Below are 25,003 nucleotides of genomic sequence, written 5' to 3'. Positions count from 1 at the left end.
CCAAGGGGTGTGGGATTCGATGAGGAGCCAGCGCTCGGCGGGTGGAGCGGTGGCGATCAGGGAGTCGTGCCGAAGATCGGCTTGAGCTGCGCAGCCTGTCTCTGGTCGGTATCCAGCGTCCCCGCGATCCACGACACCCCACAATTCCACACCGGCTCGAAGCGCGACCTTCAGTTGTCAGTTGCTACTACTACGGCTTCGGTGAGTAGGCGGCGGACGAGGACGAGTTGGTCGGCGTCGTCGAGGGCGGGGAGGTTGCCTACCTTGCAGTCGGCGCCTGAGGTGAGTTCGGCGACGGCTGCTGCGGTGGCCGGCGGGAACGTGATGGTGCGGTCCGGTAGTTGAAGCACGACCGGGTCGCCGGGGATGACCCGACAGCGGAGGCCGGCGCGGAGGCGGACAGTCGTGCCCACGGAGAGAGACGCGATCGAGGCCGCATGGGCCAGCGGCGGGAGCGGAGCTGGGCGGTTGCCAGACCAGGTGCGACGACGGAGTCGGGCAGCCAGCGCGTCTGGAGTAGCGGACTGGATCTCCCGTGTGAAGAGCTCGACCACAGCCGGCATGAGCTCGCCGAGCTGCTCCGGATCGCCCGGGTCGAAGCCAAGAGGTAGTGCAGTACGCAACCCCGCCTGGCTGGCGGCCAGCGCGGCCAGCTCCTGCACCAGCAGATAGCGCGTCATCGTGTGCAGCCCGACCGTCAGGTGCGCGCTGACCCCACCTAGCGCCTTGGCGGAGTGCAGGAATCCGCGCGGTACGTACAGCGCATCACCCGGCCGCAGTACCTCATCGATCACCGGCGTCTTGTCGCGCGCGGCCGCCGCGACGGCCTGGTAGTGGTCTGTCCATGGCTGGTTCCGCAGCGGGTCGAGGTGCACCGGCTCGTGGACGGTCCAGTGCTTCTCGCCTGCCACCTGCAGTACGAAGACGTCGTGTACGTCGTAGTGCGCCGAGAAGCCCTGCGATTCCGCAGGAGTGATGTACGCATTGATCTGCACTGGATGGCCCGCGTCGGCCGACAACTGTGTTGAGAAGTCGACGAGCGCCGGCCAGGTCCGGTGGAGCGCCTGCAGTACGAGGGTGTGCCCGCCGGCGAACAGTGCCGCCACCTTGTCGTCGCGCACTTGGTCGGCGACTTCCGCGCCGACGCCGGCCGGTCCGGTGAACTGACTGTCCCCCACGACCGACCCGTTCTTGGCGATGCGCAGGAACGGCGTCCGTAGACCGCGACGAGACAGCAGCTCGTCAACGGCCTCAAGGCTGAACAGGTCGTCGTACGGCGCTGGCAGATCCGGAGCGTGGGACAGCAGGGCCCGCGAACCCCAGTAGGTGCCGGCGAAATCGTCCAGCTCGCCGGCCACACAACGCCGGAGCGCCGGACGCTCATCCCGCAGCGACCCACCGGCCCGAGGGTGACGGGTCGTGGGGTCGGGTTCAGGCGGGAGAGGCCCGGCGTCCGGCATGTCGCTCACCAGCTTCCGGAGTTCCCGCCGCCACCATCGCCTTCGCCGGCACCGCCACCGGCACCGCCACCAGCTCCGCCACCAGCGCCACCGTCAGCGCCGCCGTCCGAGGCGCCTTCGTTCGCCCCGCCGTCCGCAGTACCTTCGCCATAGCCACCGGATCCGCCGCCGGCGCCATCGCCAGCACCACCGTCCGCGCCGCCGTCCTGCGCACCCTGCGAAGCGCCACCATCGGCTGGGCCCTCGCCGGCGCCACCATCGGCACCACCATCGGCACCGCCGTCAGCGCCGCCGTCCGAGGCGCCTTCGTTCGCCCCGCCATCCGCAGTGCCCTCGCCATAACCACCGGACCCACCGCCGGCGCCATCACCAGCACCGCCATCGGCGCCACCATCCTGTGCACCCTGCGAAGCGCCACCATCGGCCGGACCCTCGCCAACGCCGCCCGCGCCGCCATCGGCACCGCCGTCAGCGCCACCGTCCGAGGACGAGCTGTCGCCGTACCCACCAGACGTGTTGCCGCCCGAGCCTCCGTTCTCGCCGGCACCGCCGTCTGCTCCGCCATCTGTACCGCCGGGGGTGGCGCCCCCGTCGGCCAGGCCTTCGCCACCTCCGGACGAGGTGTTCATGTCGTCGTCGCTGAGACCCATTGTGCTGCTCCCTTCGCGAATGGCCAGAAAGGTGCCCGGGACATCACCAACGGGGCACCCTGGCCATCTTGTGCGCAAAGTGGAGCTCGGCTAAACCCCCCGAGCGTTACAGCGCCAACTCGATTGAGCGCCAGGACCAGATCAGTTCACCGCAGCAGATCGGCAAGCACCTTCACGAACCCGTCGGTGACATCGTCCGGCCGCACAGCGATCCGCAACCAGTCCGGCCCCAGCCCTGGGAACGTGTCCCCACGCCGGACCGCAAACCCCTGTACCCGCAGGGATTCCCGCAGTTCGGCAGCACCACGAACATGCACGAGAACGAACGGCGCCGACGCCACGCCGTACGCCGAAAGCCCGGGGACAGCGCCGAGCCTGTCAAGCAGGTGGACGCGTTGCCGGGAAATGTCCAGCGCGGCCTGTGCCGCCTCCGCCACCGCCCGCTCGTTGCTGCAGGCAATTGCCGCTGCGAGAGCAGGAGTGGACACCGGCCATTGCGGTTGAACGGCTGACAATTGTTCGATCAAACTCGGCGCCGCAAGGACATATCCGACTCGCAGCCCGGCAAGTCCCCAGGTCTTGGTCAGGCTGCGCACCACCACGAGCCCCGGGATCGACGCCCCGGCGAGCGACTCGGGCTCACCCGGTACGGCATCCATGAATGCCTCGTCGACGACCAGGATCCGATCGGGCCGGGCCAATTCGCGCAGGACGTCGGCCGGGTGCAGCACCGACGTCGGATTGGTGGGGTTGCCAACGACCACCAGGTCGGCATCGGCCGGTACGGCGGACGGGTCCAGCACGAACCCGTCCTCCGGCCGCAGGATGACTCGATCGACCAGGTGACCGGCCGAGCGCAAGGCCGCTTCGGGCTCGGTGAATTGTGGATGAACGACGACCGGATGCCTCGGCCGGAAGGCCCGCGCGATCAGCACGAACGCCTCCGCGGCCCCAGCGGTGAGCAGCACCCGATCCGGCGCGACACCGTGCCGCCGCGCGACGGCCTCGACCGCCGCACCCGACCGTGGGTACGCCGCGAGGTCGGTCAGGCTCGCCGTGATCGCATCGACCAGCCACGCCGGCGGGGTACCAGTACGTACGTTGACGGCGAGGTCGACCAGTCCCTCGCCGACCTCGAGATCGCCGTGATGCTCCAGATCAAACGCATCCACCACGCCCAGGAGGTTAACGTGTCAGCGAGTCTTTCGGACCAGCGAGTCCGCGCACTGAGCGATCAGCGCGGCGTGACGGCGTACCGGCGGTTCTGGAGAGAGGGGTTGCGTTTGCGTACGTCGGCCAGCCGCTCGCCCGTGATCTCCGCGAACGCATGGCCGTCCGCCTCGCCCACCGACGCCAGTGCGATGCCCTGTGGGTCTATGACCTGGCTGAGGCCGCAGTACTTCTTCCCGTTCTGCGCGGCCGCCGCGACGTAGCAGGTATTCTCCACTGCCCGTGCGGTGAGCAGCGTGGTCCAGTGGTGCTCCTTGAGCGGTCCACGCACCCAGGCCGCCGGGATGACGAGCACCTCTGCCCCAGCGTCGATCAGTGCGCGGGAGAGCTCTGGGAACCGCAGGTCGTAGCAGGTCATCAGACCGAGCTTCCGGTCACCGATCTGCACGACTACGGGGGCCACGTCCCCCGGAGTCAGCTGGTCAGACTCCTTGTACCCGAATGCGTCGTACAGGTGGATCTTGCGGTACGCGCCGAGCAGTGCGCCGTCCGCCCCGACGGCCAGCAAGGTGTTGTACGGGCGGTGCTGGTCACAGCTGCGCTCGAACATGCCGGCGACGATGGCCACGTCGTGCTCGACCGCGGCCTTCCGGAGCGCCGCCACGAACTCACCGTCCAGTGACTCGGCCGCCTCTGCCACCGACTCACCCTCGACCGCGAAGTCGGACATCATCGCTTCAGGCAGGACAACGAGGTCAGGCCGGCCCTGCGCTGCGTCCGCGACCAGGCGGGCGGCCAGGTCACGGTTGGCAGCCTTGTCGTAGCTACTGGCTGTCTGCACCACGGCGATCCTCATTCCTCCATGGTGCCGCAGAAGTCAGAGATTCAATCTCACGCCAGGTGCGACACTGCGTGCGTGGAGTTTGACGCGGTGGTGCTGGCTGGGGGCGGGTCCACTCGGTTCGGTGGGGTGGACAAGGCGATGCTGGTGCTCGACGGGGCGACGCTGCTCGATCGAGTGCTGACGGCAACGGCTGGGGCGGTGTCGACGGTGGTGGTCGGCCCGGTGCGTACGACGTACCGCGAGGTCGACTGGACCGTCGAGGATCCGCCGTCGGGTGGACCGGTGGCAGGACTGGCGGCCGGACTTCAGCGAGGTAGGGCGCCGGTTGTCGTCGTCGTGAGCTGCGATCTGCCCTGGCTGACGAAGGACGCCGTGGCCACACTCGTCGACGGACTAGATGGCCACGACGGCCACGGCCTGCGCGACACGTCCGGGCAGGAGCAGCAGCTCGCGACGGCGTACCGGCGTACCGCCCTCGCCGAGGCGATCCGGCGCGTCGGCGATCCGCGGGACAAGTCGGTACGACGTACGCTCGCCGGACTCGACCTGACCTGGACCGAGCCGACGCACGCCGGTGACGACGTCGACACCTGGGCAGACCTCGACGACTGACAGCAGACGACTGACTAAACCGATGGACAAGGCTCCTAGCGTCGAGCCTGTGGATATCGCCCGCATCGTGACCGACGCCCGCCCCGGCACCGAGATCGTCGAGGTCGTGGAGCGCACCGGCGGACAGCTCAGCAGCGTCTACGAGGTGCGCACGACCGCCGACCCGCTGATCGTGAAGGTCTATGCGGCGGAGTGGGCCTGGAAGCAGGCGAAGGAAGTCAACGTCTACGGGATGCTGGAACAGGAACTCGACGGCTCGATCCCGCGGGTGGTGCACGTCGGCGACAGCGTCACGATCCTCACCAAGCTCGACGGCGTGCCACTGTCCGAGCTCGAGCCGCCGGACTGGCGCGCGATGTACGGACAACTCGGCCAGTTGCTCGCGCGGATCCATCGCATCGCGCAACCGGAGTACGGCTACCTGACCGATCGGATCCTCGATCCCCTGCCGGACAACTCGCAGTACATGGAGCGGCAGTTCGCGACGAAGCTGGACGAGTTCGAGCAGCTCGGCGGGGACAAGAAGCTGCACGCGAAGATCGAGGCGTACGTCGAGGAACGCAAGCAGCTGTTCGCGGAGAACCGGGCCGCCGTCCTGTGCCACAACGACTTCCACGAAGGCAACGTGCTCGTGGATCCGGCCACCTGGCGTGTCACCGGCTTCATCGACGTCGAGAACGCGATCGCGGCCGACCCGCTGATCGACCTCGCCAAGACGATCCAGTACTCCGTGCAGGGCAACGCCGAGAAGCTCGCCGGGCTCACCGACGGGTACGGCGCGTTGCCGGCCGACCGTACCGATCTCTACCGGCTCTACCACTCGCTCGAACTATGGGACTGGTTCAAGTCGATAGGCGAGACCACTTACCTCGACAGCATCGCCGGAGACATGGAGCAGCTCGTCGCAACCTGAGGGTAGGTTGTGAAGCATGCGAGCTGTCGTATGTGAGGGTGCCGGCGGAATCGAGGTCCTCGGGGTCGGCGAGATCCCGGACCCGCAACCAGCCGTCGACGAGGTCGTCATCGACGTCGTCGCCGCGGGCGTGAACCGGGCGGATCTCCTGCAGCGGCAGGGCTTCTATCCGCCGCCGCCCGGCGCCCCCGGCACGATCGGACTCGAGGTGTCCGGCCGGATCGCCGAGGTCGGCGCCGAGGTCGAGGGCTGGTCCGTCGGGGACGAGTGCTGCGCACTGCTCGCCGGCGGCGGCTACGCCGAGAAGGTCGTCGTACCCGCTCCGCAGGTGATGCCGGTCCCGGACGGTCTGGACCTGGTGAGCGCGGCCGCACTGCCCGAGGTGGTCGCGACCGTCTGGTCGAACATCTTCATGACCGCGCACCTCAAGGCCGGCGAGACGATGCTGGTGCACGGCGGCTCGTCCGGGATCGGCTCGATGGCGATCCAGCTCGGTGTCGCCCACGGCGCGCGGGTGCTGACCACGGTCGGCAGCAAGGAGAAGATGGAGTTCTGCACCCGGCTCGGTGCGGATGTCGCCATCAACTACAAGGAAGCCGAGTGGGCGTCGGTCGTCCAGGAGGCGACCAAGAACGCCGGCGCCGACGTGATCCTCGACATCATGGGCGCGAAGTACCTGACCGACAACGTGAAGTCGCTCGCGTACGACGGACGGCTGGTCGTGATCGGCATGCAGGGTGGCGCGAAGGGCGAGGTGGACCTCGGGCGGCTGATGAGCCGGCGCGGGTCGATCATCGCCACCGGTCTGCGGTTCCGCTCGGTCGAGGACAAGGGCCGGATCCTGGCCGAGGTCGTCGGCCACGTCTGGCCGCTGATCGCGGAGAAGAAGGTCCGGCCGATCGTCCACTCCACCTTCCCCCTCGCCGAAGTCGCCGAGGCCCACCAGGCCCTCGAGCAGTCCAGCCACCTGGGCAAGATCCTGCTCACGATGTAGGCAGGTTCGCCGCCACCCACTCGGGGTCGGGCTCGACCAGCTGGATGACGTCGAGCCAGGTGCCGGCGGGGTCGCGGACGAAGAAGTGCCGCTGGCCGAACACCTCGGTCACCTGCTCGGTCTCCAGCCGGACGCCGCCTTCGACCAGCGAGGCGGCGACCTTGTCGACGTCGTCGACGACGAAGCCGAAGACGCAGCCGGTCTCGCTCAGCGCCGACACCGCCGCCGGAACGGTCGGATGGCCGCGCTCGCAGATCGCCAGCTCCCAGTCCGCCGTACCCCGGCGGAGTGTGACGAACCAGCCCAGGTCGATCCCGATCTGGAGGTCGAAGTACTGCGCGTAGAAGGCGGCGACCTCGGAAGGCCGGTCGGTGACCACGGTCGCGCCGAATGCCGCGGGTTGCATCTGTTCTCCTGACTACTACAACTGTCGTTGTTGTGTACGACAGTTGTAGTGGAATCCTGCTACCCTGTCAACATGCCGCGGAACCCGGAACGCCGTACCCAGCTGGCCGACGCCGGCCTGGCCGTCCTCGCCGAGTCCGGCGCCCGGGGGCTCACCCACCGAGCCGTCGACGCTGCCGCCGGGCTGCCCGCCGGGACGGCGTCGAACTACTTCAAGACCCGTGACGCGCTGCTCGGCGCTCTCGGTGAGCGGATCTTCGAGCGGCTCGCACCGGACGAGGCCGTCCTCGAGCCGCTCGCCGAACGCAAGCCGGACGTCGACTTGATGACCGACTATGTGCGCTACATCGTCGAACGGCTGCTCGGCCGCCCTGAGCTCTCACTCGCGCTGCTGGAGCTCCGCTTGGAGGCGGCCCGCCGGCCAGGCCTGCACGAGATTCTGTCGCGCACGATCCGGCAAGGTTTCGACGCCGACGTCGCCTTCAACTCGAACGCCGGCCTGCCGGGCGGCGCCGAGGAGATTCGCCTGCTGCACTTCGCGATCGACGGCCTCGTCCTCGACCAACTGACCCCAGGCACCGGACATCCGTACGACGTCGGGGCGACCGCGGCCCGGCTGGTCCGCCGCCTCACCGCGAAGGACTGATCGCAACCTCCGGGTACGCGACGGGGTACGGCGGTGTGCTGGTGATGCGCCACTGGCCGCAAGCGCACCGCTGGTACACGACCAGACCCTCGCTGACCTGGTGGGCGGAGACCGCGCTCCAGCGATGCCGATGGGTTTCTGTCATGAACCCATCGTGATGTAATGGCATTATGCATCTCAACCCTTACGGCGCGGACGCCGTCCTGCTGGCGGTCAACCTGGTCACCCGGCCGGCGACCACACCGGACGAGCTGGCCGAGCGCTGCGAGGAGAGCGGCGTCGAGAGCCGGCTCGTGCGCGAGCGGCGCGTCACCGCCGCCGACCTGGCCGCCGTCCAGATCGCGGTCGAGGAGTGGCTCCGGGTCGTGGACACACAGGACGAACAGACGCGGGTGGATCTGGTGAACGCGATGCTCGCGAAGTACACCGAGCATCCGCGGCTCACCAACCACGCCGGCGACGGCTGGCACATGCACTACCGCCCCGAGAACGTCCCCGTCGGGCGACTGGTCGCGACCCTCATCAGCACAGGTACGGCGCTGCATCTGGCCGGACGTGGCATCTCCCGACTCGGCCGCTGCGCCACCGACGGCTGCGAGAACGTGTACGCCGACCTGTCCCGCACCGGCCGCCAGCGCTACTGCAGCCCCACCTGCGCCAACCGCGACGCCGTACGCCGCCATCGCGCCCGGGCATCCTGAGACGCTCTTTGTGCACCGGCCGACCACCCAGTGGAGCCAGAGATGGTTGGTGAGTGCTCAAAGTGGGGCCGAACTAGGATGGGGAGATGAGCGAGAGCAGCAGCGAGGGCCAGGGTGTTCCGATGGCCGGGGCGAGGACCGAGGACGGCAAGGTGCTGATCGTCGGGCCCGACGGTATGGCCGTCGAAGGGCCGCCGCGCTCCGACAACGATCACGACCACGACGACCGGGACGACGAACCGCGTTCGGTGACCGAGCTGGTCGAGCAGCCGGCCAAGGTGATGCGGGTCGCCAACATGATCCGCCAGCTGCTGGAAGAGGTGAAGTCGGCTCCGCTCGACGAAGCCTCCCGGGCGCGGTTGCGCTCGATCCACGAGGCGTCGATCAAGGAGCTGGAGAGCGGTCTGGCTCCGGAGCTGGTCGAGGAGCTCGAGCGACTCAGCCTCGACTTCACCGACGACAGCACGCCGAGCGACGCCGAACTGCGGATCGCGCAGGCGCAGCTCGTCGGCTGGCTGGAGGGCTTGTTCCACGGCATCCAGACGGCGTTGTTCGCGCAGCAGATGGCCGCGCGCCAGCAGCTCGAGCAGATGCGTCGCGCGCTGCCCGGCGGCCAGCAGCTTCCCGGCGAGGAACACCCCGGCTTCCCCGGTGCGCCGCAGGCCGGCAACCCCGAAGGACCCGGCAGCGGCGGGATGTATCTGTAACGCCTTATTTCAAAGGCTGTAACAACTCCTCGAGGACGGCGGCGACGCCGTCCTCGTCGTTTGCCGGGCAGACTTCGTCCACCACCGCGAGTACTTCGGGATGCGCATTCGCGACGCCGTACGACGTACCCGCCCAGGCGAGCATCGGCAGATCGTTGACGGAATCACCGAAGGCGATCGTCTCGGCAGCCGAGATCCCTTGTTCTGCGGCGAAATCGGCCAGCATCGCGGCCTTCGAGACGCCGTTCGCCGAAATCTCCACCAAACCGTGACCGCCGCTGTGGCTGGCCGTCACTCGTTGGCCGACCAACGGTGTGACGCGCGCCAGCAACTCGTCGGAGTGCAGGCTCGGATGCCGGACGAGCAGTTTTGCGGCCGGCTCCGAAAGTAGCTCCTCCACCGCCGCGACCAACGTGTCGTCCGGTTTGGGCCAGCGATTGAGGTAGACCGGTTCCTGTCCGTAGCGGTCCGGTCGCTCGATGGCGAACTGCACGTCGGGAATCGCCGTACGGATCGCCTGCGCGACGTCCAGCGCGACAGCGGGATCGATCAATCGGGTCCGAATCGCCTTACGCCGCAGGACGTCGTACAAAATAGCGCCGTTGGCAACTATCGCAATTCCGTGATCGCCGACGAGGTAGGACAGGTCGTGCAGCCAGCGAGGTGGCCTGGCGGTGACCATTACGAAAACACTTCCGGCCTGCTGTGCCGCGAGGACTGCGGCGCGCGTCCGGCCGGACACCGTTCCGTCGCTGCGGACGAGCGTTCCGTCGAGATCGGTGGCTATCAGGCGGGGGTACTGCGGAGCCGTCACGAGGTCCACCGTATCCTCGTCGGCGCCGGTGCCGCATTACTCCTCCGAGCACCTCGGGCGCAACCTATTGAACCTTGGTTTCAGCCCGTTTTGACTTATCTGATTGAGCTTTTGACAACGTCATCAGACCGTTACGGCAGGATGCTGCAAAGGCAGCAAGTTCCCCTGCGCTGCACGGTTGGCGCGTGATTTCATGCGGTGGTCTGGTGGGGAACCGGCGGCTGTTCGGCCGCGTCCTAAGCGTGTTCTGGATCAGCGCGACTGATGCCGTCCCACCTCCGGAAGCACACACAAACGTCGAAGAACTGTTGTGGAATTGGCTGCAACCAAAACCGCGGCAGTGGCGTCAAGAGTTATGGATCGGTGCGTCCCGCGCCCGGGACGACACGGTGGGCCGGCAACACAGCGCGGGTCCATCAGCTAGCGGATCCGTGCGGACGAACGTTGTTCACCGTTCGTTCACTCGGGTCTTGATACTTGGGGAGCCTTGATGACCGTCAACAGCGCCAATCTAGCGGGGCCAGGGGGCAGTAGCTCTCGAGCGGCTGTCGACACATCTTCCATCAGGGAGGGGGCAATGACCGGCTGCATCGCCCGTTCCGACATCTTTCAGCACCGCCTGATGGAAGAGCCGCCGCCCGCGTCCGCAACCCGTCGTACACGGGAGCGGTACGAACAGCTTGTCCGCGAGGCAAAGGCGTTGTGCGCGTCCTGCCCGCTGTTCACCGACTGCCTGTACAGCGCGGTCGCCGAGCACGACGTCAGCGGTTTCGTCGCCGGAACGACTGCTGTACAACGGCGTTCGATCCGCAACCTGCTCGACGTCGAGGTGCAGGCCGACGACTTCGACCAGCTCGCCGGTGCGCGGGGAACGCGCCGCCCGGTGAGTCACGAAGAGGTCCTGCGACTGCGCACGCAGTACCCGAACGACAGCCTGGAGTCCCTCGCCATGCGGCTGGGTTGCTCGCTGTCCACGGTGAAACGGCACCTGCGGCGTGCGCGCCGCGGGCAGAGCCCGGCAGCCAAGACGCCGCGGCCGCGGCCCGAGGTCAGTGCGGTGCTGGACGCGTTCGACACCGTCGTCGACCACCAGCGCGGCCAGCCACGCCAGGCCGGCAGCAGCCGGGTCGCCTGATCCGATACTCGGCCCGCCAGCGGACTATCGGAGACCGATCGACCTCAGGCCCGGAACTCCTGTGTACACAGGGTTCCGGGCCTTTCGGTTGCCCAGGGCAAGTCAACCCTTTCGACCGTGACCGAAAGGACTTGCCGTCCTAGAACCAGCGATTCAGGATGGCGGCGACGCCGTCGTCCTGGACCGACTTGGTCACCTCGTCGGCGGCCGACTTCACCTCGTCAGGAGCTGAGCCCATCGCGATACCGAGCCGCGCGTACGTCAGCATCTCGATATCGTTGCGTCCGTCCCCTATCGCGAGCAGGCCGGACGGCTCGAGGTCGTACTGCGCGAGCGCGACCTTCAGCCCCGTCGACTTGTCCACGCCCTCGGGGGCGATGTCGAGCCAGGCGGTCCAGCCGACGAAGTAGCTGACGCCGTGCAGGCCGAGGCGTTCCGCCAGGCGGACGAAGTCGCTCTCGGACTGGTCCGGATCGCGGATGATCAACCGGGTCACGGGTTGCGGCGCGAGCTCGTCGTCGCCGACCACCCGGATCCTGGCGTCACGGCCGAGGTCGCCGTCCGGGAACGGCGCGGTCACCAGGTAGGTGCCGTCGGACTCCTCGACCGCCATCCGCGCGTTCGGCGCGTACTTGCGCACCGACGTGATCACCGTCGACGGGTCGAAGGTCCGCTCGTCGACGACCTCGCCGTCGGGGAACCGCATCGTCCGCGCGCCGTTGCTACAGACAACGAATCCGCCGGCCGGCAGGCCGAGCCGCTCGGCCACCGGTCGGGTGGTCGACCAGGCCCGGCCGGTGGCCAGGATCACCGGCACCTGCGCGGCGGTACGGCGTACCGCGTCCAGGACCGCGGGGGACATCCCCTCGTCGTGGTCGATCAGCGTCCCATCGATGTCCAGGGCAACGGCCGTCGGCCGTGGTCCTTGACTCATTTGGCGACCGGTTCGAGGACTTCGCGGCCGCCGACGTACGGCTGCAGGGCGGTCGGCACGCGGACCGAGCCGTCGGCCAGCTGGTGCGTCTCCAGGATGGCGACGATCCAGCGGGTGGTGGCCAGCGTGCCGTTCAGCGTCGCGACCGGCTGCGTCTTGCCGTCGGCGTCGCGGTGCCGGATGTTCAGCCGGCGCGCCTGGAAGTCCGTGCAGTTCGACGTCGAGGTCAGCTCGCGGTACCGGCCCTGCGTCGGCACCCACGCCTCGCAGTCGAACTTCCGGTACGCCGAGACGCCGAGGTCACCGGTCGCGGTGTCGATCACCCGGTAGCTCAGCTCCATCTTGTCGAGCATCTCCTTCTCCCAGGCCAGCAGCCGCAGGTGCTCGGCGGCGGCGTCCTCGAGCTTGCAGTAGGAGAACATCTCGACCTTGTCGAACTGGTGGACGCGGATGATCCCGCGGGTGTCCTTCCCGTGCGACCCGGCTTCCTTGCGGTAGCAGGACGACCAGCCGGCGTACCGGATCGGGCCGTCGGACAGGTCGACGATCTCGTCCATGTGGTAGCCGGCGAGCGCGACCTCCGACGTACCGGTCAGGTACAGCTCGGGGTCCTCGAGCCGGTACACGTCGTCGTGCGCCGACAGGTACCCGGTGCCGCCCATCACCTCGGGCTTGACCAGCGTCGGCGTGATCATCGGGGTGAAGCCGTTCTCCACCGCCTGCTGGACGGCCAGCTGGAGCATGCCGAGCTGGAGCAGCATCCCGGCGCCCTTGAGGAAGTAGAACCTGCTGCCCGAGATCTTGGCGCCGCGCTCCATGTCGATCGCGCCGAGCAGCTCGCCCAGCTCGAGGTGGTCGCGGGGCTCGAAGCCCTCGGCGGCGAAGTCGCGCGGCTTGCCGACCTCCTCGACCACGACGAAGTCGTCCTCGCCGCCGACCGGGGCCTCGTCGGAGACCAGGTTCGGCAGGGCCTTGGCGAGCTCGTCGAAGCGCTGCTCGGCCTCCTTCGCCGCCGCCTCGTTGACCTTCACGTCGGCGGCCACGGCCTTGGTCCGCTCCAGCAGCGCGGCGCGCTCGTCGCCCTTGGCCTGCGCGACCGACTTACCGAGCGTCTTCTGCTCGGCCCGGAGCGCCTCGAAGGCGGAGATGGACGATCGACGCTCACTGTCGGCGACCAGGATCTGGTCGACCAGGTCCGTACTCTCACCGCGCTTGGTCAGGGCCGCGCGGACGACATCGGGGTTCTCACGGAGCAGTTTCGCGTCAATCACACCCTGAGGGTAATGCCCCTCGTCCAATCGTGGGTGCCCAGCTCCGGTGTCCAGGTAGGTGCATCGCAAGGCGGAGGAGGAGGGCAATGCGGAGCATTGCACGACGACGACAACGCCGCGAGGCGCCTGGCTGGGCGCCGGAGATGGGTGCCCACGGTTGGACGAGGGGCATTAAGCGGGGCGTGTCATGGGCGGCGAAGTCTATTCGGGATGATGTGGTGGATGCACATGATCACAGAGGGGGATCTGAGCGGGCGATGAACCACCACCCACCCAGTCAGGTCGGCCGTGTGCTCACGGTCGTACTGGGTGCGCTGCCGTTCACGGTGATCACGCTGCTGGTCTTCGAGCACTGGCCGCCGCTGGCGCGCTGGGACCAGTCGGTCGCCGCTCGCGCCGCGTCGTACGGCGCCGCGCACGAGAATGTCGTCGACTTCTGGCAGGTGGTCGGCGCGATCGTGATCCCGTGGACGTCACGGGCGGTGATCGTGATCGTGGCGGCGTACCTGTGGCATCGCCGGGCCCGGCTGCTGACGTTCTGGCTGCTCACGTCGGCGGCCGCGGAGCTCGCGCTGGTCCAGGCCGTGAAGGCGATCTTCGAGCGCGAGCGGCCGACCCAGATGCTGGTCGAGAACGACGGCTTCTCGTACGTCTCCAGTCACGCGACGGCCGCGTTCGTGATGGCCGGCGCGCTCGGGGTCGTCCTGCCCTCGGTGCGTGGCTGGCGGCGGCGGTTCCGGCTGCTGGTGCTGCTGCCGGTGATCGCGGTCGTGTGGATCGCGTCCGCCGACCGGATCGCGCTGAACGTGCACTACGTGTCCGACGTACTCGGCGGCTGGGCCCTCGGGCTGGCCATCCTGACCGCGACCTCGATCGGGTTCGGGCTGCGGCCCGGGCTGCGGCGCCGCCGTCGCCGTACGCCGTCCGATCGTGACAGTACGGCGCCCCCGCCGCGCGCAGCCGTCATCGTGAACCCGATCAAGGTCGGTGACGGGGTCGCGTTCCGCCGGAAGGTCACCCGGGCGCTCGAGGTCCGCGGGTACGACGACCCGCTGTGGCTGGAGACGCGCCAAGACGACGCCGGCAACGCGATGGCCAAACAGGCGATCGAGAACGAGTCGGACCTGGTGCTCGTGGCGGGCGGCGACGGCACGGTCCGCGTGGTCTGCTCGGCGCTCGCGCACACCGGCATCCCGGTCGGCGTCATTCCGGCCGGCACCGGCAACCTGCTGGCCCGCAACCTCCACATCCCCCTCGACCTGGACGACGCGCTCGAGCGAATCCTCGAGGGCCGCGACCGCCGGATCGATCTGGTCCGGGTGCATGGTGACGAGCTGGACACGGATCACTTCGCGGTGATGGCCGGGCTCGGGCTGGACGCGGCGATCATCTCGGACGCGCCACCGCACTTGAAGAAGCAGATCGGCTGGACGGCGTACCTGGTGTCCGCGGCGAAGAACATCAATCACCCGTCGGTGCGGGTAACGCTCGCGCTGGATGACGCGGAGCCGATCGATCGGCGGGTGAGGACCGTCGTGGTCGGGAATGTGGGCATGCTGCAGGCAAATATCCCGCTCCTGCCGGATGCTCGACCTGACGACGGGTTGCTGGACGTGGTGGTGATCGCGCCGCGGCGGGTGACCCAGTGGCCGATCGTCCTGTGGCGCCTGATGACCCGGACGAACCGGACCGACATGTACCTGGAGCGCTTCACAGGGCACAAGGTGGAGATCCACGCCGCGGTGGATGTGCAGCGGCAGCTCGACGGCGATCCGATCGGGCCGGGGCGATACCTGGTGTGCGAGATCGAGCCTGGGGCGCTGACGGCGCGAGTCCCCAAGCGGCGATAGGTTGCCTGAGGCAATCAAGCCGCCACGAGGCCCCGCAGGGATGGTCGCCATCCGCGTCGACCACCGTCACACCAGGAGACGTTGGGGTCGGCGGGCCGGTTAACACGCTGTTCACAATCGGGCAACAGGTCCGTAATGGCCGATTGACACTGTCGACATCGGCCGGTCAGGAACAGCTGAGGGACGGCCGCGACGAAAGGACAGACGTGACCTACAAGGCCGAGTACATCTGGATCGACGGTACCGAGCCGAGCGCGCGGCTTCGCTCGAAGACGAGGATCCTCGCCGACGGCGCCGAGCTGCCGGAATGGGGCTTCGACGGTTCGAGCACCAACCAGGCTCCCGGTGACAACTCGGACTGCGTGCTCAAGCCGGTCTTCTCGTGTCCCGACCCGATCCGCGGCGGCGACCACAAGCTGGTGCTGTGCGAGGTCTACCTCGTCGACGGCACCCCGCACCCGACCAACAACCGGGCCAAGCTCCTCCCGATCGCCGAGCAGTTCGCCGAGCAGGATTCCTGGTTCGGCATCGAGCAGGAGTACACCTTCTTCCAGGAGGGACGCCCGCTCGGCTTCCCGGCCGTCGGCTTCCCCGCCCCGCAGGGCCCGTACTACTGCGGTGTCGGCGCCGACGAGGTCTTCGGCCGCGAGATCGTCGAGAAGCACCTGGATGCCTGTATCGACGCGGGCGTGAAGATCTCCGGCATCAACGCCGAGGTCATGCCCGGCCAGTGGGAGTTCCAGATCGGCCCGGCGGGTCCGGTCGAGGCCGCCGACCACCTGTGGGTGGCCCGCTGGCTGCTCTACCGCATCGCCGAGGAGTACGACGTCGCCGCGACCCTGGACGCCAAGCCGGCCAAGGGCGACTGGAACGGCGCCGGTGCGCACACCAACTTCTCCACCCGGGCCATGCGCGAGGGCTACGACGCGATCATCACCGCCTGCGAGTCCCTCGGCGCCCCCGGCAAGGTCGAGGAGCACATCGCCGGCTACGGCGACGGCATCGAAGAGCGCCTGACCGGCGAGCACGAGACCGCCCCGCACGACGTCTACAGCTACGGCGTCTCCGACCGCGGCGCCTCGGTCCGCATCCCCTGGCAGGTCGAGGTGGACAAGAAGGGCTACATCGAGGACCGCCGCCCCAACGCCAACATCGACCCCTACAACGTCACCCGCCTCCTGGTGAACACCTGCTGCGCCGCCCTGGAAAAGGCCGGCCAGGTCTGAGTGCGATCCTGAACGACGGCTGCTCGCGCCGGGCGACGCCGACGCGTGACGCCGCGCCCGGGCAGGCTGCACGTCAAGAGGCTCAGAACTCCTGGTCGAGCCAGTCGCAGACGATGTCGGCCACCTCGGTGGCCGACAGACCAGACGTCTCGACGACCAGGTCGGGATTGGCTGCCTGCTTGGGCAGGGTGTTCTGGTACAGGGACAGACCAACGGGGTGCTGATGGCGACGCTGCCGGTCGGCCAATGGCTCGTCAGTGGCCACTAGTTCGATCATGGCAACCCTGGCCAGACCCTGCGCACGCAGATCAGCGAGGCGCCGCTCCAGGTCTGCATTGACGTCGGGCTCGAACGCTTGCCCGTCGACAATCACGCCTACCCCGGAGGCCAGCATCGCGACGATGGCTGCGTTCATCGCCAGCAGCATCGCGATCGCGTCCGGGCCGGCTTTGATTCGGCGCGTCCCCGGAAGCTCTGGCACGTCCTGATAGCTGAATCCCCGCTCGACGGCGTACCGGGCACCAACGACGCCGCCGGCCCACTGGCCAGGCACCATCCGGTTTGCACGATCGGCCGCACCAACCGGCGTCGCCTTCCGTGGGTGACCCGGGAACGAGCGTACGGGCACCTCCGCGGAGGTCGGCCAGCGGACGTAGAACGTCCGGAATCAGGGTTATGTTGGCGGCATGCCCGACTTCGTGATCAAGGCGCTCACGCCGGAGACGTTCGACGACTTCGCCGCTCTCGTCGAGCGGAACAAGGGCATGTTCGCCAGTTGCTGGTGCACGCACTTCCATCCCGACTGCGCGGAGAAAGGCCAGACCGCCGAGGGGAACCGGGCGCTCAAGCAGCGCCTGGTGGCCGACGGGATCGCGCACGCGGCGCTGGTGTACGACGGCAACCGGGCCGTCGCCTGGGCGGAGTACGGATCCCCCGAGGAACTCCCCAACATCCAGCACCGCAAGGAGTACGTCGCCACTGCCGAGCGCCTGCCCGACTACCGGGTCACCTGCATCCTGGTCGAGCGCAGCTTCCGCGGTCAGGGCCTGGCGGCGATCGCCCTGCGCGGAGCCGTCGAGCTGATCGCAAAGGCCGGCGGCGGCCTGGTGGAGGGCTACCCACACGACACGGGCGGGGTCCGGAAGAAGAACTCGTCGTTCCTCTACAACGGCACCCGCACGATGTACGAACGCGAAGGCTTCACCTACAACCGCCCCAAGGGCCTGGGCAACTGCGTGATGGTCCGCGAGGTGGCCGCGAGCACTCACGGCTGACCGTGCCGGCGCTCCTGGCCTGCGCAGCATGCGGGACTCACGAGCGCGCGGGGCTGACCGCACCCGCCACGGACTGCGGAGTGGGCGGGGGCGACTGCGTTCCAGGCGGGGCGGTTGCATCCCGCGTGGGTCAGTTGACGGTGGGGCCGGCTTCCTTGTGGAGGGTGTCGATGGCTTCTTGTTCTTCTGGCGAGAGTTTGGATTCGCTGGTGAAGGACTTGATTTCCTTGGCGTACGTGCGCGCGTCGGCGCGGCTGTTGATCGACGTGAGGACGACGCCGTCGCCGTTGTTGTCGAGGATCGCCATCGACCAGGAGAGTTTGCCGCCGGTCTCGCCGAACGCGTCGTACCGGACGACGGCGAGGTGCTGGAGGGTCTCCTTCAGTTCGCCACGGGTGACGGCGAGTTCCTTGCCGAGTTTGCGGAGTTCGGACTTCACCGTGCCGGGCTTGGGTTCGGGCTCGGGCGCAGGTTCCGGCTCCGGGAGGGCGGCGGGCGCGGACGACGTGGCGGTCCGGGCCCGGAGGGCCTGGATGGCGAAGACCAGGGCAAGCACCGCCACGAACAGGGCGGCGACCCCGAAGGCACCGGCTAACGTCGAAGACACGCACGAGAGCCTAAGGCATCCGGTGTTATGCCTGAGTATTCAGGCGATCGCACAGCGTGTGCGAGTCGGACCGGATGCCGTACCTCGGGCCGGGGCAACGTAGATTCGCGGCGTGACACATTTGCCTGATCAGGGCCCACAACCGGGCGTCCACGACCTCGGCTACGCCCGTCTCGACACCGATCGGTTGGAGCGTACCGGCGACGCTGAAGTCGTTTACGGGGCCGGCAAGACGCCGTCTCAGGTGGTGGAACTGCTGCGGACCTTGCACGCAACCCACCCGGGACACGCCGTACTGGCGACCCGCCTCACCGAAGAAGCGCAGGCGGCGGTGACCGCTGCGCTGCCGGAGGCTGTGGTCGATCCGGTCGGGCGTACGGCGGTGCTCGGCGAGCCCGGCGTACTGCGTGGGACGGTCGCCGTGGTTGCTGCTGGTACGTCGGACGCGCCGGTGGCAGCCGAGGCGGCGACGACGGCGCGCGTGTTCGGGGCCGACGTGGACGTGATCACGGATGTCGGCGTGGCGGGGCTGCACCGGGTGCTCGGCGTGCGGGAGCGGCTCGATGCGGCGGACTGCCTGATCGTCGTCGCGGGGATGGAGGGTGCGCTGCCGAGCGTCGTCGGCGGGCTGGTCGGCGTACCGCTCGTGGCGGTGCCGACGTCGGTCGGGTACGGCGCTTCGTTCGGCGGGCTGGCTGCGCTGCTCGGGATGCTGAATTCGTGCGCGCCCGGGGTGTCGGTCGTGAACATCGACAACGGGTTCGGGGCCGGGGTGTTCGCGGCCCGTGTCGCCCGGCAGTCCGTTCCCCGCGAAACGAAGGACGCCTGATGCGCATCGCCTGGCTCGACTGCTCCGCCGGCGCCTCGGGGGACATGCTTCTCGGCGCGTTCCTCGCTGCCGGCGCGGACCTGAACGCGGTGAACGCGGCCGTCGCCGCCGTCGACCCGTCGTTGTCCGTCACCGTCAAGCAAACGGCCCGCCACCAGATCGCCGCCACCAAGGCAACCGTCGAGGTCAACGGCGAACCCCACCCGGAAAACCTCCCGGACGCGGGCCACACCCACAACCACGACGCCGAGCACGCCCACGAGGCGGGCCACGGCCACGGCCACGGGGCGGATCACGTCCACGGGGCGGATCACGTCCACTCGGGCCCCACGCGGGCCTGGGCTGACGTCCGGCGCTTGCTCGAGGAGGCGGCGCTGAGCGACGCAGTCCGACGACGGTCGCTCGACACCTTCGCGAGGCTTGCTCGCGCCGAGGCGGCAGCTCACGGCGTGGAGCCGGACACCGTGCACTTCCACGAGGTCGGCGCGCTGGACGCGATCGCGGACATCGTCGGCGTAGCCGCGGCGTCCGTGTCGCTTGATCTCGACCGGATCATCGTGTCGACCGTCGTGCTCGGTGGCGGCCGGCAGGTCCGTGGGCAGCACGGCGGCATCCCGATCCCCGGCCCGGCAGTCCTCTCCATCCTGGCGGAGGCGCAAGCACCGGTCACCGGCGGCACAGCGCCGTACGAAATGACGACGCCGACCGGCGCGGCTCTGCTGGCAAGCCTCGCGGACGAGTACGGCACCCTGCCGTCGATGCGGATCCAGCAGACCGGTGTGGGCGCCGGCGGGCGTGATCCGGTCGAGGTGCCGAACATCCTCCGCGTCGTCCTCGGCGAGACCACGGAGGGTTCCGCCACCGAGCTCGTCTACGAGACCAACGTCGACGATCTCGACCCGCGGATCTGGCCCCAGGTCCTCGCCCGGCTGATGGAAGCGGGCGCCGCCGACGCGTGGCTGACCCCGATCCTGATGAAGAAGGGCCGCCCGGCGCACACGCTCTCGGTTCTCGTCGGCAGCGCGAACGCCGAGACGGTCCGGGCCGTGATCCTGTCCGAGACCTCGGCGATCGGTCTGCGCGAGTTCGGCATCCGCAAGCACGCCGCCGACCGCGAGTTCACCACGGTCGACGTCGAGGGCCAGCGCATCCACGTGAAGATCGCGCGGTACGGCGGTCAGGTGGTCAACGTCCAACCGGAGTACGACGACGTGGCCGCCGCCGCGAACGCGCTGAAGAAGCCGGTGAAGAGCATCCTCGCCAAGGCCGTCGCCGCAGGTCACGACCTCTGGAACTAGTGCGCTTCGGCCTTCTGCGGGACGGCCTTCTGTTTGCGGCGCGGCCAGTCGTACGGCCACCATTGCGCACCGCTGCGCCGCGCCCAGACGATCAGGCCGATCAGCACCGCCAGCTCGATCGCCGGGCAGAGCGTGTCGCGCAGCCGTGCGCTGAAGAACTCCAGCGAGTCGGACAGGCTCGCCGCGACCTGCCGCGCGTTCGGGTCGCGGCCTGGTACGTACGCGATCGCGAGCATCGTCGTACGAACGACCATCAGGCCGTCCACCTTCGACGCCGCGACCGCGGCGAGGGCGACCCAGGCGATCACGTCGTACCAAGGCAGTGAGTACATCGCGGTCAGGACCCAGGCGATCGCGTAGATCGCGGTGTACCGGATCGCGGCCGGCGTCGGGTCGTCGGGATGGGTCTGCGGCACCAGCGACTTCGGGAAGACCTGCGTCAGCAGGATCGCGACCATGATCAGGCCGACCCACGCGAGGATCGCCAGAACGGTGCGGACCAATCCGTTCGGCAGGAACAGCGTGAAGAAGCTGAGCAGCACCTTGTGCGGCGTGCCGGTCGAGATGAACGACGTCTGCGACCGCGCCTGCTGGAACGCCTGCAGCCCGACGATCGCGTACAGACCGCCCATCGCGATCGCGCCACCGCCGCAGAAGAACGCGGCCTTGCGCCGATCGGCGCGCAGCGCCCACAGCATGGCGATGCCGACCAGGCCGATCGACAGCTTGGTGCAGCCCGCGACGCCGATCAGGATGCCGGCCAGGAACACGTGCCGCCGGAACAGCACCAGCGCGATGACCGCGAACATCACCGCGATCGCGTCGTTGTGAGCGCCGGCCAGGACCGACCACAGGATCAGCGGGTTCGCGAGGCCGAGCATGATCACGCGCCGCCGGGCCGGCAGATCCTTGCCGACCAGCTTGACCAGCAGCAGACCGGTGACCACCAGGCTGATCCCGACCGACAGCTGCAGCATCCACACGGTGAGCTGGGCGGAGTTGCCGCCGATCAGCGACGAGAGCCACTGGATCCAGGTCGCGATCGGCCCGTACACGCTGCGCGCGCCCTGCCACGGCCGCTCGGTCGCGGCGATGACCGGGTCGTACCCGAGCCGGATCGTGTCTGCCGGCGAGGCCGTGTACGGGTCGCCGCCGAGCGCCATGATCCGCCCGTACGCCGCGTAGATCAGGACGTCGCCGGAGGCCATCGGCGGCACCAGCGTGATGGCCGCCGTCGTACCGATGCCCAAGGCAATCAATCGGTCGACGCGCGGCGCCCAGCCGTGCCGAAGCGCCTTGGTGGCAAGGAAAACGCCGTATCCTCCGAGCGCGATCGCGACGTAGATCATCACCGACACGAGCCAGTCGTTGGCATGCGCGTCGAACCAGTACGACGGGAGCCACGGGTGCCGGCCGGTCAAGGTCAGCACGACCACGGACGGGCCGAGCAGGCCGACCGCGACGATCAGCGCCGTACTGACGAGGTACAGAGCGACGGCGCGCCGTCCGTACTTCTGCCCGAGCTGAAGATCAGTGCTCATTGCGCGGACTTCCGCGGGAAGAGACTGCGTAGCGACGGTCCACCACCGTCCGCGGGCAGCGCACTGCGTGCGGACAGTGCCCGCCGGACGTGCAGGTACTGCTTCGCGCGGTGCAGCTGACCGCGCAGATCAGTCCCGGTGGCCCGGTGCCGGACGTCGATCGGCACTTCGAGAATGCGGAAACCCTTCCGGCCCAGGTCGATCGTCAGCGCCGTCTCGACCCCGAACCCCGCAGCCAGCGGTACGGCGGAGTCGAACGCGGCCCGGGTCAGGCACCGCTGCCCTGACAACGGCTGCTCGGGCGCCCAGCCGGTCGCCTCCTCGATCCCGGCCCGCGCGAGCCGTACGACGAATCCGTGCCCACCGGCCTTTGACCCGTCGGCCCGTACCTGCGTGGGCAACGTCCCGATGGTCATGTCCGCGCGGCCGGTCTGCACCGGCTCGATCAGCGGCCCTGCACCGGACGCGGTGTCGGTCAGGTCGGCGTCGAGGAACAGCAGGTGCCGCGCCCGGGCCCCGTCCCGCGCCGCGACCGCCGCTGTGCCGGTCTCCATCGCCGCCGCCTTCCCCCGGTTGCGCTCGTGGCGCACGACGACGGCGCCGGCGCGCTCCGCGGCCTCCGCAGTACCGTCAGTGGAACCGTCGTCGACGACCACGACCAGGTCCACCCCGATGATCTTGTGCACCGCGTCGACGGTCGCCGCGATCCGCTCGGCCTCGTCCTTCGCCGGGATCACGCAGGCGACGGCGCGCTCGAAGGGTTCGGGGGACACGTCGTTGTTGGGTGCAGCATGACCGGACACAGCACCGCAGCCTAGTTCCTCTCCAGCCGATCGACCTCGTCAGCAGCCGTCGGCTGTGGATATTCGTTCTTTCGTACGACGGACCGGTCAGCCAGGTGGCCGGTCGATATCGGCCAGGTGGCAGATGTTCCGGGGTCGCTGCGGCGGCAGGATCTCAGGTGTCAGGCAAACCGAACCGAAACCGGAAGAGGTACCAAGATGACCCGCACCGTGACCGCCAACATCTCGCTCTCGCTCGACGGCCGGGTGAACGGAGCAGGCGGCGACTACGACATGAGCTGGATCGTCCCGCACGCGATCACCGAGGGTGCCCGCGACCACATGATCCGGGTGACCGCGCCGGCGACCACGATCCTGCTCGGCCGGAAGAACTACCAGGGCTTCGGCGGCTTCTGGCCGGGTGTCGCCGACGACGAGAACGCGGCGCCGCAGGACCGCGCGGTGTCCAAGTGGATGAACGAGACCGAGAAGGTGGTCTTCTCCTCGACACTCACCGAGGCGCCGTGGCAGAACTCCCGGATCGCCGACGCCGAGCCGGCCGACGTGGTCAAGCAGCTGCGCGGTCAGGAAGGCGGCGACATCATCGTGCTGGCCAGCACGAGCGTGATCCAGGCGCTGCTGGCCGCCGACGAGGTGGACCGGCTGAGCATCACCCTCGACCCCGAACTGGTCGGCGGCGGCATGCGGCTGTTCGACGACGGACTGCCGGCCACCTCCTGGAAGCTGGCCGACTCCACCACCACCGAGTCCGGCGCCCTCTGCCTCCTCTACGACCGTGTTCGCTAATCCGATCCATCGTGGGATATTGTCGGACAATCAGACAGATTGAGGGAACTGCCGTAGCGTGGTGGGCCACAACGGAGTGAAGGGGCGGACGGATGACTGAGGCGCAGCAGCACAGCGGCAAGGCGTACGGCGTCGACAGCGAGGTCGGTCCGCTCCGGACAGTCATGCTGCACCGCCCCGGGAACGAGCTCCGCCGGCTCACCCCGCGCAACAACGACAAGCTGCTGTTCGACGGCATCCCCTGGGTCGGCCGGGCCCAGGACGAGCACGACGCGTTCGCCCAGGCACTCCGGGACCGCGACGTCGAGGTGCTGTACCTCGGCGAGCTGCTGACCGAGTCCCTCGCCGATCCGACGGCCCGGGCCCGGGCCGTCGCCGGCGCGACCGAGGACCTGCGGCTCGGCGACACCCTGCGCGACCACCTGCGGGCGTCCCTCGGCGACCTCGACCCGGCCGGGCTGGCCGAGGCGTTGATGGCCGGCGTACGCAACGACGAGGTCCGGGCGGGCGGGCTGGTGACGTCGCTCCTCGCCCACGAGGACTTCCTGATCGACCCCCTGCCGAACCTGCTCTTCACCCGCGACTCGAGCGTCTGGATCCGGGACTCGATCGCCGTCACCTCGCTGGCGATGCCGGCCCGGGCGCGCGAGACGCAGCTGACCGAGCTGATCTATACGTTCCACCCGCGGTTCGCCGGCGCGGACAAGGTGTACGACCACCAGTTGGAGCACGTCGAAGGCGGAGACGTGCTCGCGCTCGGTCCCGGCGTACTCGCGGTTGGAGTTGGCGAGCGGACGACTCCGGCTGGAGTGGAGCGACTGGCGCGGCGGGTGTTCGCGAAGGGGCTGGCGCACACCGTGCTCGCCGTACCGATCGCGCAGCAGCGCGCCACGATGCACCTCGACACCGTGTGCACGATGGTCGACACCGACGCCGTGCTGATGTATCCGAACATGGCCGAGGAGATGCGGGCGCTCGCCGTCACCACCGACGGCGGCCAGTTGCACATCGCGGAGCCCGAGCCGTTCCTCGTCGCGGCAGCGAAGGCGCTCGGCATCGACACGCTCCGGCGGATCGACACCGGCCTCGACCCGGTGACGGCCGAGCGCGAGCAGTGGGACGACGGGAACAACACCCTCGCCGTGGCACCGCGGGTGTGCATCGCGTACGAGCGGACCGTCGAGACCAATGCGCGCCTGGAGGAGTCCGGGATCGAGGTCATCCGGATCTCCGGCTCGGAGCTCGGTTCCGGCCGCGGCGGCCCCCGGTGCATGTCGTGCCCGGTGCTCCGCGCGCCGGCCACCAGCTGAGCGGGCTCCGGCCGCCACGTGAGCCCAACGACACGCGGAGTGAGATCGGGGCTTGTGGCGGACGACCTTCGTGAGTACTCTTCCTGTCTAGGCCCAGGCCCTGTTGCTCCCCCGTCAGCAGGACTTGGGCCGTCCACGTTTCAGAGCGTGTGAAGCGCCTCGCGGCCTAGACCACTCTGAGTACACGAAGCGCCCGGCTGAAGCCTCAGCCGGGCGTTCGTCG

The 25,003-nt window shown here is 68.8% G+C and carries 27 protein-coding genes; 14 read left to right on the top strand and 13 right to left on the bottom strand.

The genetic code is table 11. The features are described 5' to 3' along the window. Nucleotides 1-170: 170 nt before the first annotated feature. The 4 genes from ACIA58_RS07835 to ACIA58_RS07820 all read right to left on the bottom strand — a co-directional run bounded on the left by ACIA58_RS07835 (nt 171) and on the right by ACIA58_RS07820 (nt 4,136). Entirely contained in the window at nt 171-1,358 is a 1,188-nt protein-coding gene (locus tag ACIA58_RS07835) for a cupin domain-containing protein (protein ID WP_396402815.1), read from the bottom strand. Nucleotides 1,359-1,431: 73 nt separating this feature from the next. Next, nucleotides 1,432-2,007 carry a hypothetical protein gene (locus ACIA58_RS07830; protein WP_396402814.1) on the bottom strand — a complete coding sequence of 192 codons (576 nt, stop codon included), beginning with the start codon at nt 2,005-2,007 and terminating at the stop codon, nt 1,432-1,434. A 249-nt stretch (nt 2,008-2,256) separates the two neighbouring features. Then, complete coding sequence (gene cobC, locus ACIA58_RS07825) at nt 2,257-3,285, bottom strand: Rv2231c family pyridoxal phosphate-dependent protein CobC (RefSeq protein ID WP_396402813.1); 1,029 nt, start codon at nt 3,283-3,285, stop codon at nt 2,257-2,259. 59 nt (nt 3,286-3,344) lie between these two features. After that, nucleotides 3,345-4,136, bottom strand: coding sequence for a carbon-nitrogen hydrolase family protein (locus tag ACIA58_RS07820; protein ID WP_396402812.1), 792 nt, complete (start codon nt 4,134-4,136; stop codon nt 3,345-3,347). A 60-nt stretch (nt 4,137-4,196) separates the two neighbouring features. Here ACIA58_RS07820 and ACIA58_RS07815 point away from each other — a divergent pair, with 60 nt between their 5' ends. From ACIA58_RS07815 to ACIA58_RS07805, 3 genes are read left to right on the top strand one after another with little or no spacing between them, the layout of a single operon-like run. Then, nucleotides 4,197-4,736, top strand: coding sequence for a molybdenum cofactor guanylyltransferase (locus tag ACIA58_RS07815; protein WP_396402811.1), 540 nt, complete (start codon nt 4,197-4,199; stop codon nt 4,734-4,736). 49 nt (nt 4,737-4,785) lie between these two features. Beyond that, entirely contained in the window at nt 4,786-5,649 is an 864-nt protein-coding gene (locus ACIA58_RS07810; RefSeq protein WP_396402810.1) for a phosphotransferase family protein, read from the top strand. Nucleotides 5,650-5,665: 16 nt separating this feature from the next. Next, the gene (locus tag ACIA58_RS07805; protein WP_396402809.1) at nt 5,666-6,643 is read left to right on the top strand and encodes an NAD(P)H-quinone oxidoreductase; all 978 of its coding nucleotides are present in this window, start codon (nt 5,666-5,668) and stop codon (nt 6,641-6,643) included. On the opposite strand, the gene ACIA58_RS07800 is transcribed toward ACIA58_RS07805, so the two are convergent. Then, nucleotides 6,633-7,049, bottom strand: coding sequence for a VOC family protein (locus tag ACIA58_RS07800; RefSeq protein WP_396402808.1), 417 nt, complete (start codon nt 7,047-7,049; stop codon nt 6,633-6,635). The genes ACIA58_RS07805 and ACIA58_RS07800 overlap by 11 nt on opposite strands. A 72-nt stretch (nt 7,050-7,121) precedes the next feature. On the opposite strand from ACIA58_RS07800, the gene ACIA58_RS07795 reads away from it, so the two are divergent. Further along, a complete protein-coding gene (locus tag ACIA58_RS07795) occupies nt 7,122-7,694 on the top strand; it encodes a TetR/AcrR family transcriptional regulator (protein ID WP_396402807.1) in 573 nt (190 codons plus the stop codon). Here ACIA58_RS07795 and ACIA58_RS07790 read toward each other — a convergent pair. Further along, a complete protein-coding gene (locus ACIA58_RS07790; protein ID WP_396402806.1) occupies nt 7,678-7,839 on the bottom strand; it encodes a hypothetical protein in 162 nt (53 codons plus the stop codon). The genes ACIA58_RS07795 and ACIA58_RS07790 overlap by 17 nt on opposite strands. Before the next feature lie 25 nt (nt 7,840-7,864). Here ACIA58_RS07790 and ACIA58_RS07785 point away from each other — a divergent pair, with 25 nt between their 5' ends. Continuing rightward, complete coding sequence (locus ACIA58_RS07785) at nt 7,865-8,395, top strand: CGNR zinc finger domain-containing protein (protein WP_396402805.1); 531 nt, start codon at nt 7,865-7,867, stop codon at nt 8,393-8,395. Between the two features lie 86 nt (nt 8,396-8,481). Beyond that, entirely contained in the window at nt 8,482-9,102 is a 621-nt protein-coding gene (locus ACIA58_RS07780) for a bacterial proteasome activator family protein (protein WP_396402804.1), read from the top strand. A gap of 4 nt (nt 9,103-9,106) precedes the next feature. Here the strand turns inward: ACIA58_RS07780 and ACIA58_RS07775 are convergent, their stop codons facing one another. Continuing rightward, nucleotides 9,107-9,916: an HAD family hydrolase gene (locus ACIA58_RS07775; protein ID WP_396402803.1), complete on the bottom strand. Its 810-nt coding sequence runs from the start codon at nt 9,914-9,916 to the stop codon at nt 9,107-9,109. A gap of 577 nt (nt 9,917-10,493) precedes the next feature. Here ACIA58_RS07775 and ACIA58_RS07770 point away from each other — a divergent pair. Then, nucleotides 10,494-11,051, top strand: a complete 558-nt coding sequence (locus ACIA58_RS07770) for a WhiB family transcriptional regulator (protein WP_396402802.1) — start codon at nt 10,494-10,496, stop codon at nt 11,049-11,051. A gap of 139 nt (nt 11,052-11,190) precedes the next feature. Here the strand turns inward: ACIA58_RS07770 and ACIA58_RS07765 are convergent, their stop codons facing one another. Together ACIA58_RS07765 and serS are read right to left on the bottom strand one after the other, a co-directional pair. Beyond that, nucleotides 11,191-11,985, bottom strand: a complete 795-nt coding sequence (locus ACIA58_RS07765; RefSeq protein WP_396402801.1) for an HAD family hydrolase — start codon at nt 11,983-11,985, stop codon at nt 11,191-11,193. Next, nucleotides 11,982-13,256 carry a serine--tRNA ligase gene (gene serS, locus ACIA58_RS07760; RefSeq protein WP_396402800.1) on the bottom strand — a complete coding sequence of 425 codons (1,275 nt, stop codon included), beginning with the start codon at nt 13,254-13,256 and terminating at the stop codon, nt 11,982-11,984. Before serS ends, ACIA58_RS07765 begins: the two co-directional genes overlap by 4 nt. Before the next feature lie 257 nt (nt 13,257-13,513). Between serS and ACIA58_RS07755 the strand changes: the two genes are divergently transcribed. Both ACIA58_RS07755 and glnII read left to right on the top strand, forming a co-directional pair. Further along, nucleotides 13,514-15,106 carry a diacylglycerol kinase family protein gene (locus ACIA58_RS07755; protein ID WP_396402799.1) on the top strand — a complete coding sequence of 531 codons (1,593 nt, stop codon included), beginning with the start codon at nt 13,514-13,516 and terminating at the stop codon, nt 15,104-15,106. A 206-nt stretch (nt 15,107-15,312) separates the two neighbouring features. Next, nucleotides 15,313-16,332: a glutamine synthetase GlnII gene (glnII, locus tag ACIA58_RS07750; RefSeq protein ID WP_396402798.1), complete on the top strand. Its 1,020-nt coding sequence runs from the start codon at nt 15,313-15,315 to the stop codon at nt 16,330-16,332. 82 nt (nt 16,333-16,414) lie between these two features. Here the strand turns inward: glnII and ACIA58_RS07745 are convergent, their stop codons facing one another. Further along, nucleotides 16,415-16,888: a hypothetical protein gene (locus ACIA58_RS07745; RefSeq protein ID WP_396402797.1), complete on the bottom strand. Its 474-nt coding sequence runs from the start codon at nt 16,886-16,888 to the stop codon at nt 16,415-16,417. A gap of 130 nt (nt 16,889-17,018) precedes the next feature. On the opposite strand from ACIA58_RS07745, the gene ACIA58_RS07740 reads away from it, so the two are divergent. Further along, nucleotides 17,019-17,606: a GNAT family N-acetyltransferase gene (locus ACIA58_RS07740; protein WP_396402796.1), complete on the top strand. Its 588-nt coding sequence runs from the start codon at nt 17,019-17,021 to the stop codon at nt 17,604-17,606. Between the two features lie 130 nt (nt 17,607-17,736). Here ACIA58_RS07740 and ACIA58_RS07735 read toward each other — a convergent pair whose 3' ends face one another. Next, the gene (locus tag ACIA58_RS07735) at nt 17,737-18,213 is read right to left on the bottom strand and encodes a DUF4446 family protein (protein ID WP_396402795.1); all 477 of its coding nucleotides are present in this window, start codon (nt 18,211-18,213) and stop codon (nt 17,737-17,739) included. A 112-nt stretch (nt 18,214-18,325) separates the two neighbouring features. Here ACIA58_RS07735 and larB point away from each other — a divergent pair, with 112 nt between their 5' ends. Together larB and larC are read left to right on the top strand one after the other, a co-directional pair. Next, on the top strand, nt 18,326-19,042 hold the full coding sequence (larB, locus tag ACIA58_RS07730; RefSeq protein WP_396402794.1) for a nickel pincer cofactor biosynthesis protein LarB: 717 nt from the start codon (nt 18,326-18,328) through the stop codon (nt 19,040-19,042). Next, nucleotides 19,042-20,340, top strand: a complete 1,299-nt coding sequence (gene larC, locus ACIA58_RS07725) for a nickel pincer cofactor biosynthesis protein LarC (protein WP_396402793.1) — start codon at nt 19,042-19,044, stop codon at nt 20,338-20,340. Before larB ends, larC begins: the two co-directional genes overlap by 1 nt. Here larC and ACIA58_RS07720 read toward each other — a convergent pair. Both ACIA58_RS07720 and ACIA58_RS07715 read right to left on the bottom strand, forming a co-directional pair. Further along, nucleotides 20,337-21,881 carry a DUF2029 domain-containing protein gene (locus tag ACIA58_RS07720; RefSeq protein ID WP_396402792.1) on the bottom strand — a complete coding sequence of 515 codons (1,545 nt, stop codon included), beginning with the start codon at nt 21,879-21,881 and terminating at the stop codon, nt 20,337-20,339. The two genes, larC and ACIA58_RS07720, sit on opposite strands and share 4 nt — an antisense overlap. Beyond that, nucleotides 21,878-22,684: a glycosyltransferase family 2 protein gene (locus ACIA58_RS07715; RefSeq protein WP_396402791.1), complete on the bottom strand. Its 807-nt coding sequence runs from the start codon at nt 22,682-22,684 to the stop codon at nt 21,878-21,880. The genes ACIA58_RS07720 and ACIA58_RS07715 overlap by 4 nt, the downstream gene beginning before the upstream one ends. Nucleotides 22,685-22,882: 198 nt before the next feature. Here ACIA58_RS07715 and ACIA58_RS07710 point away from each other — a divergent pair, with 198 nt between their 5' ends. Both ACIA58_RS07710 and ACIA58_RS07705 read left to right on the top strand, forming a co-directional pair. Further along, nucleotides 22,883-23,470 (top strand): dihydrofolate reductase family protein, encoded by a 588-nt coding sequence (locus tag ACIA58_RS07710; RefSeq protein ID WP_396402790.1) that lies wholly within the window; start codon nt 22,883-22,885, stop codon nt 23,468-23,470. A 92-nt stretch (nt 23,471-23,562) separates the two neighbouring features. Further along, nucleotides 23,563-24,780: an arginine deiminase gene (locus tag ACIA58_RS07705; protein ID WP_396402789.1), complete on the top strand. Its 1,218-nt coding sequence runs from the start codon at nt 23,563-23,565 to the stop codon at nt 24,778-24,780. The last annotated feature ends 223 nt before the right edge of the window (nt 24,781-25,003 follow it).

Source organism: Kribbella sp. NPDC051586 (assembly GCF_044453965.1).
Classification (GTDB): domain Bacteria; phylum Actinomycetota; class Actinomycetes; order Propionibacteriales; family Kribbellaceae; genus Kribbella.
The sequence above is the reverse complement of the archived record's forward strand: the minus strand, read 5'-3'. Positions and strand labels throughout refer to the sequence as shown.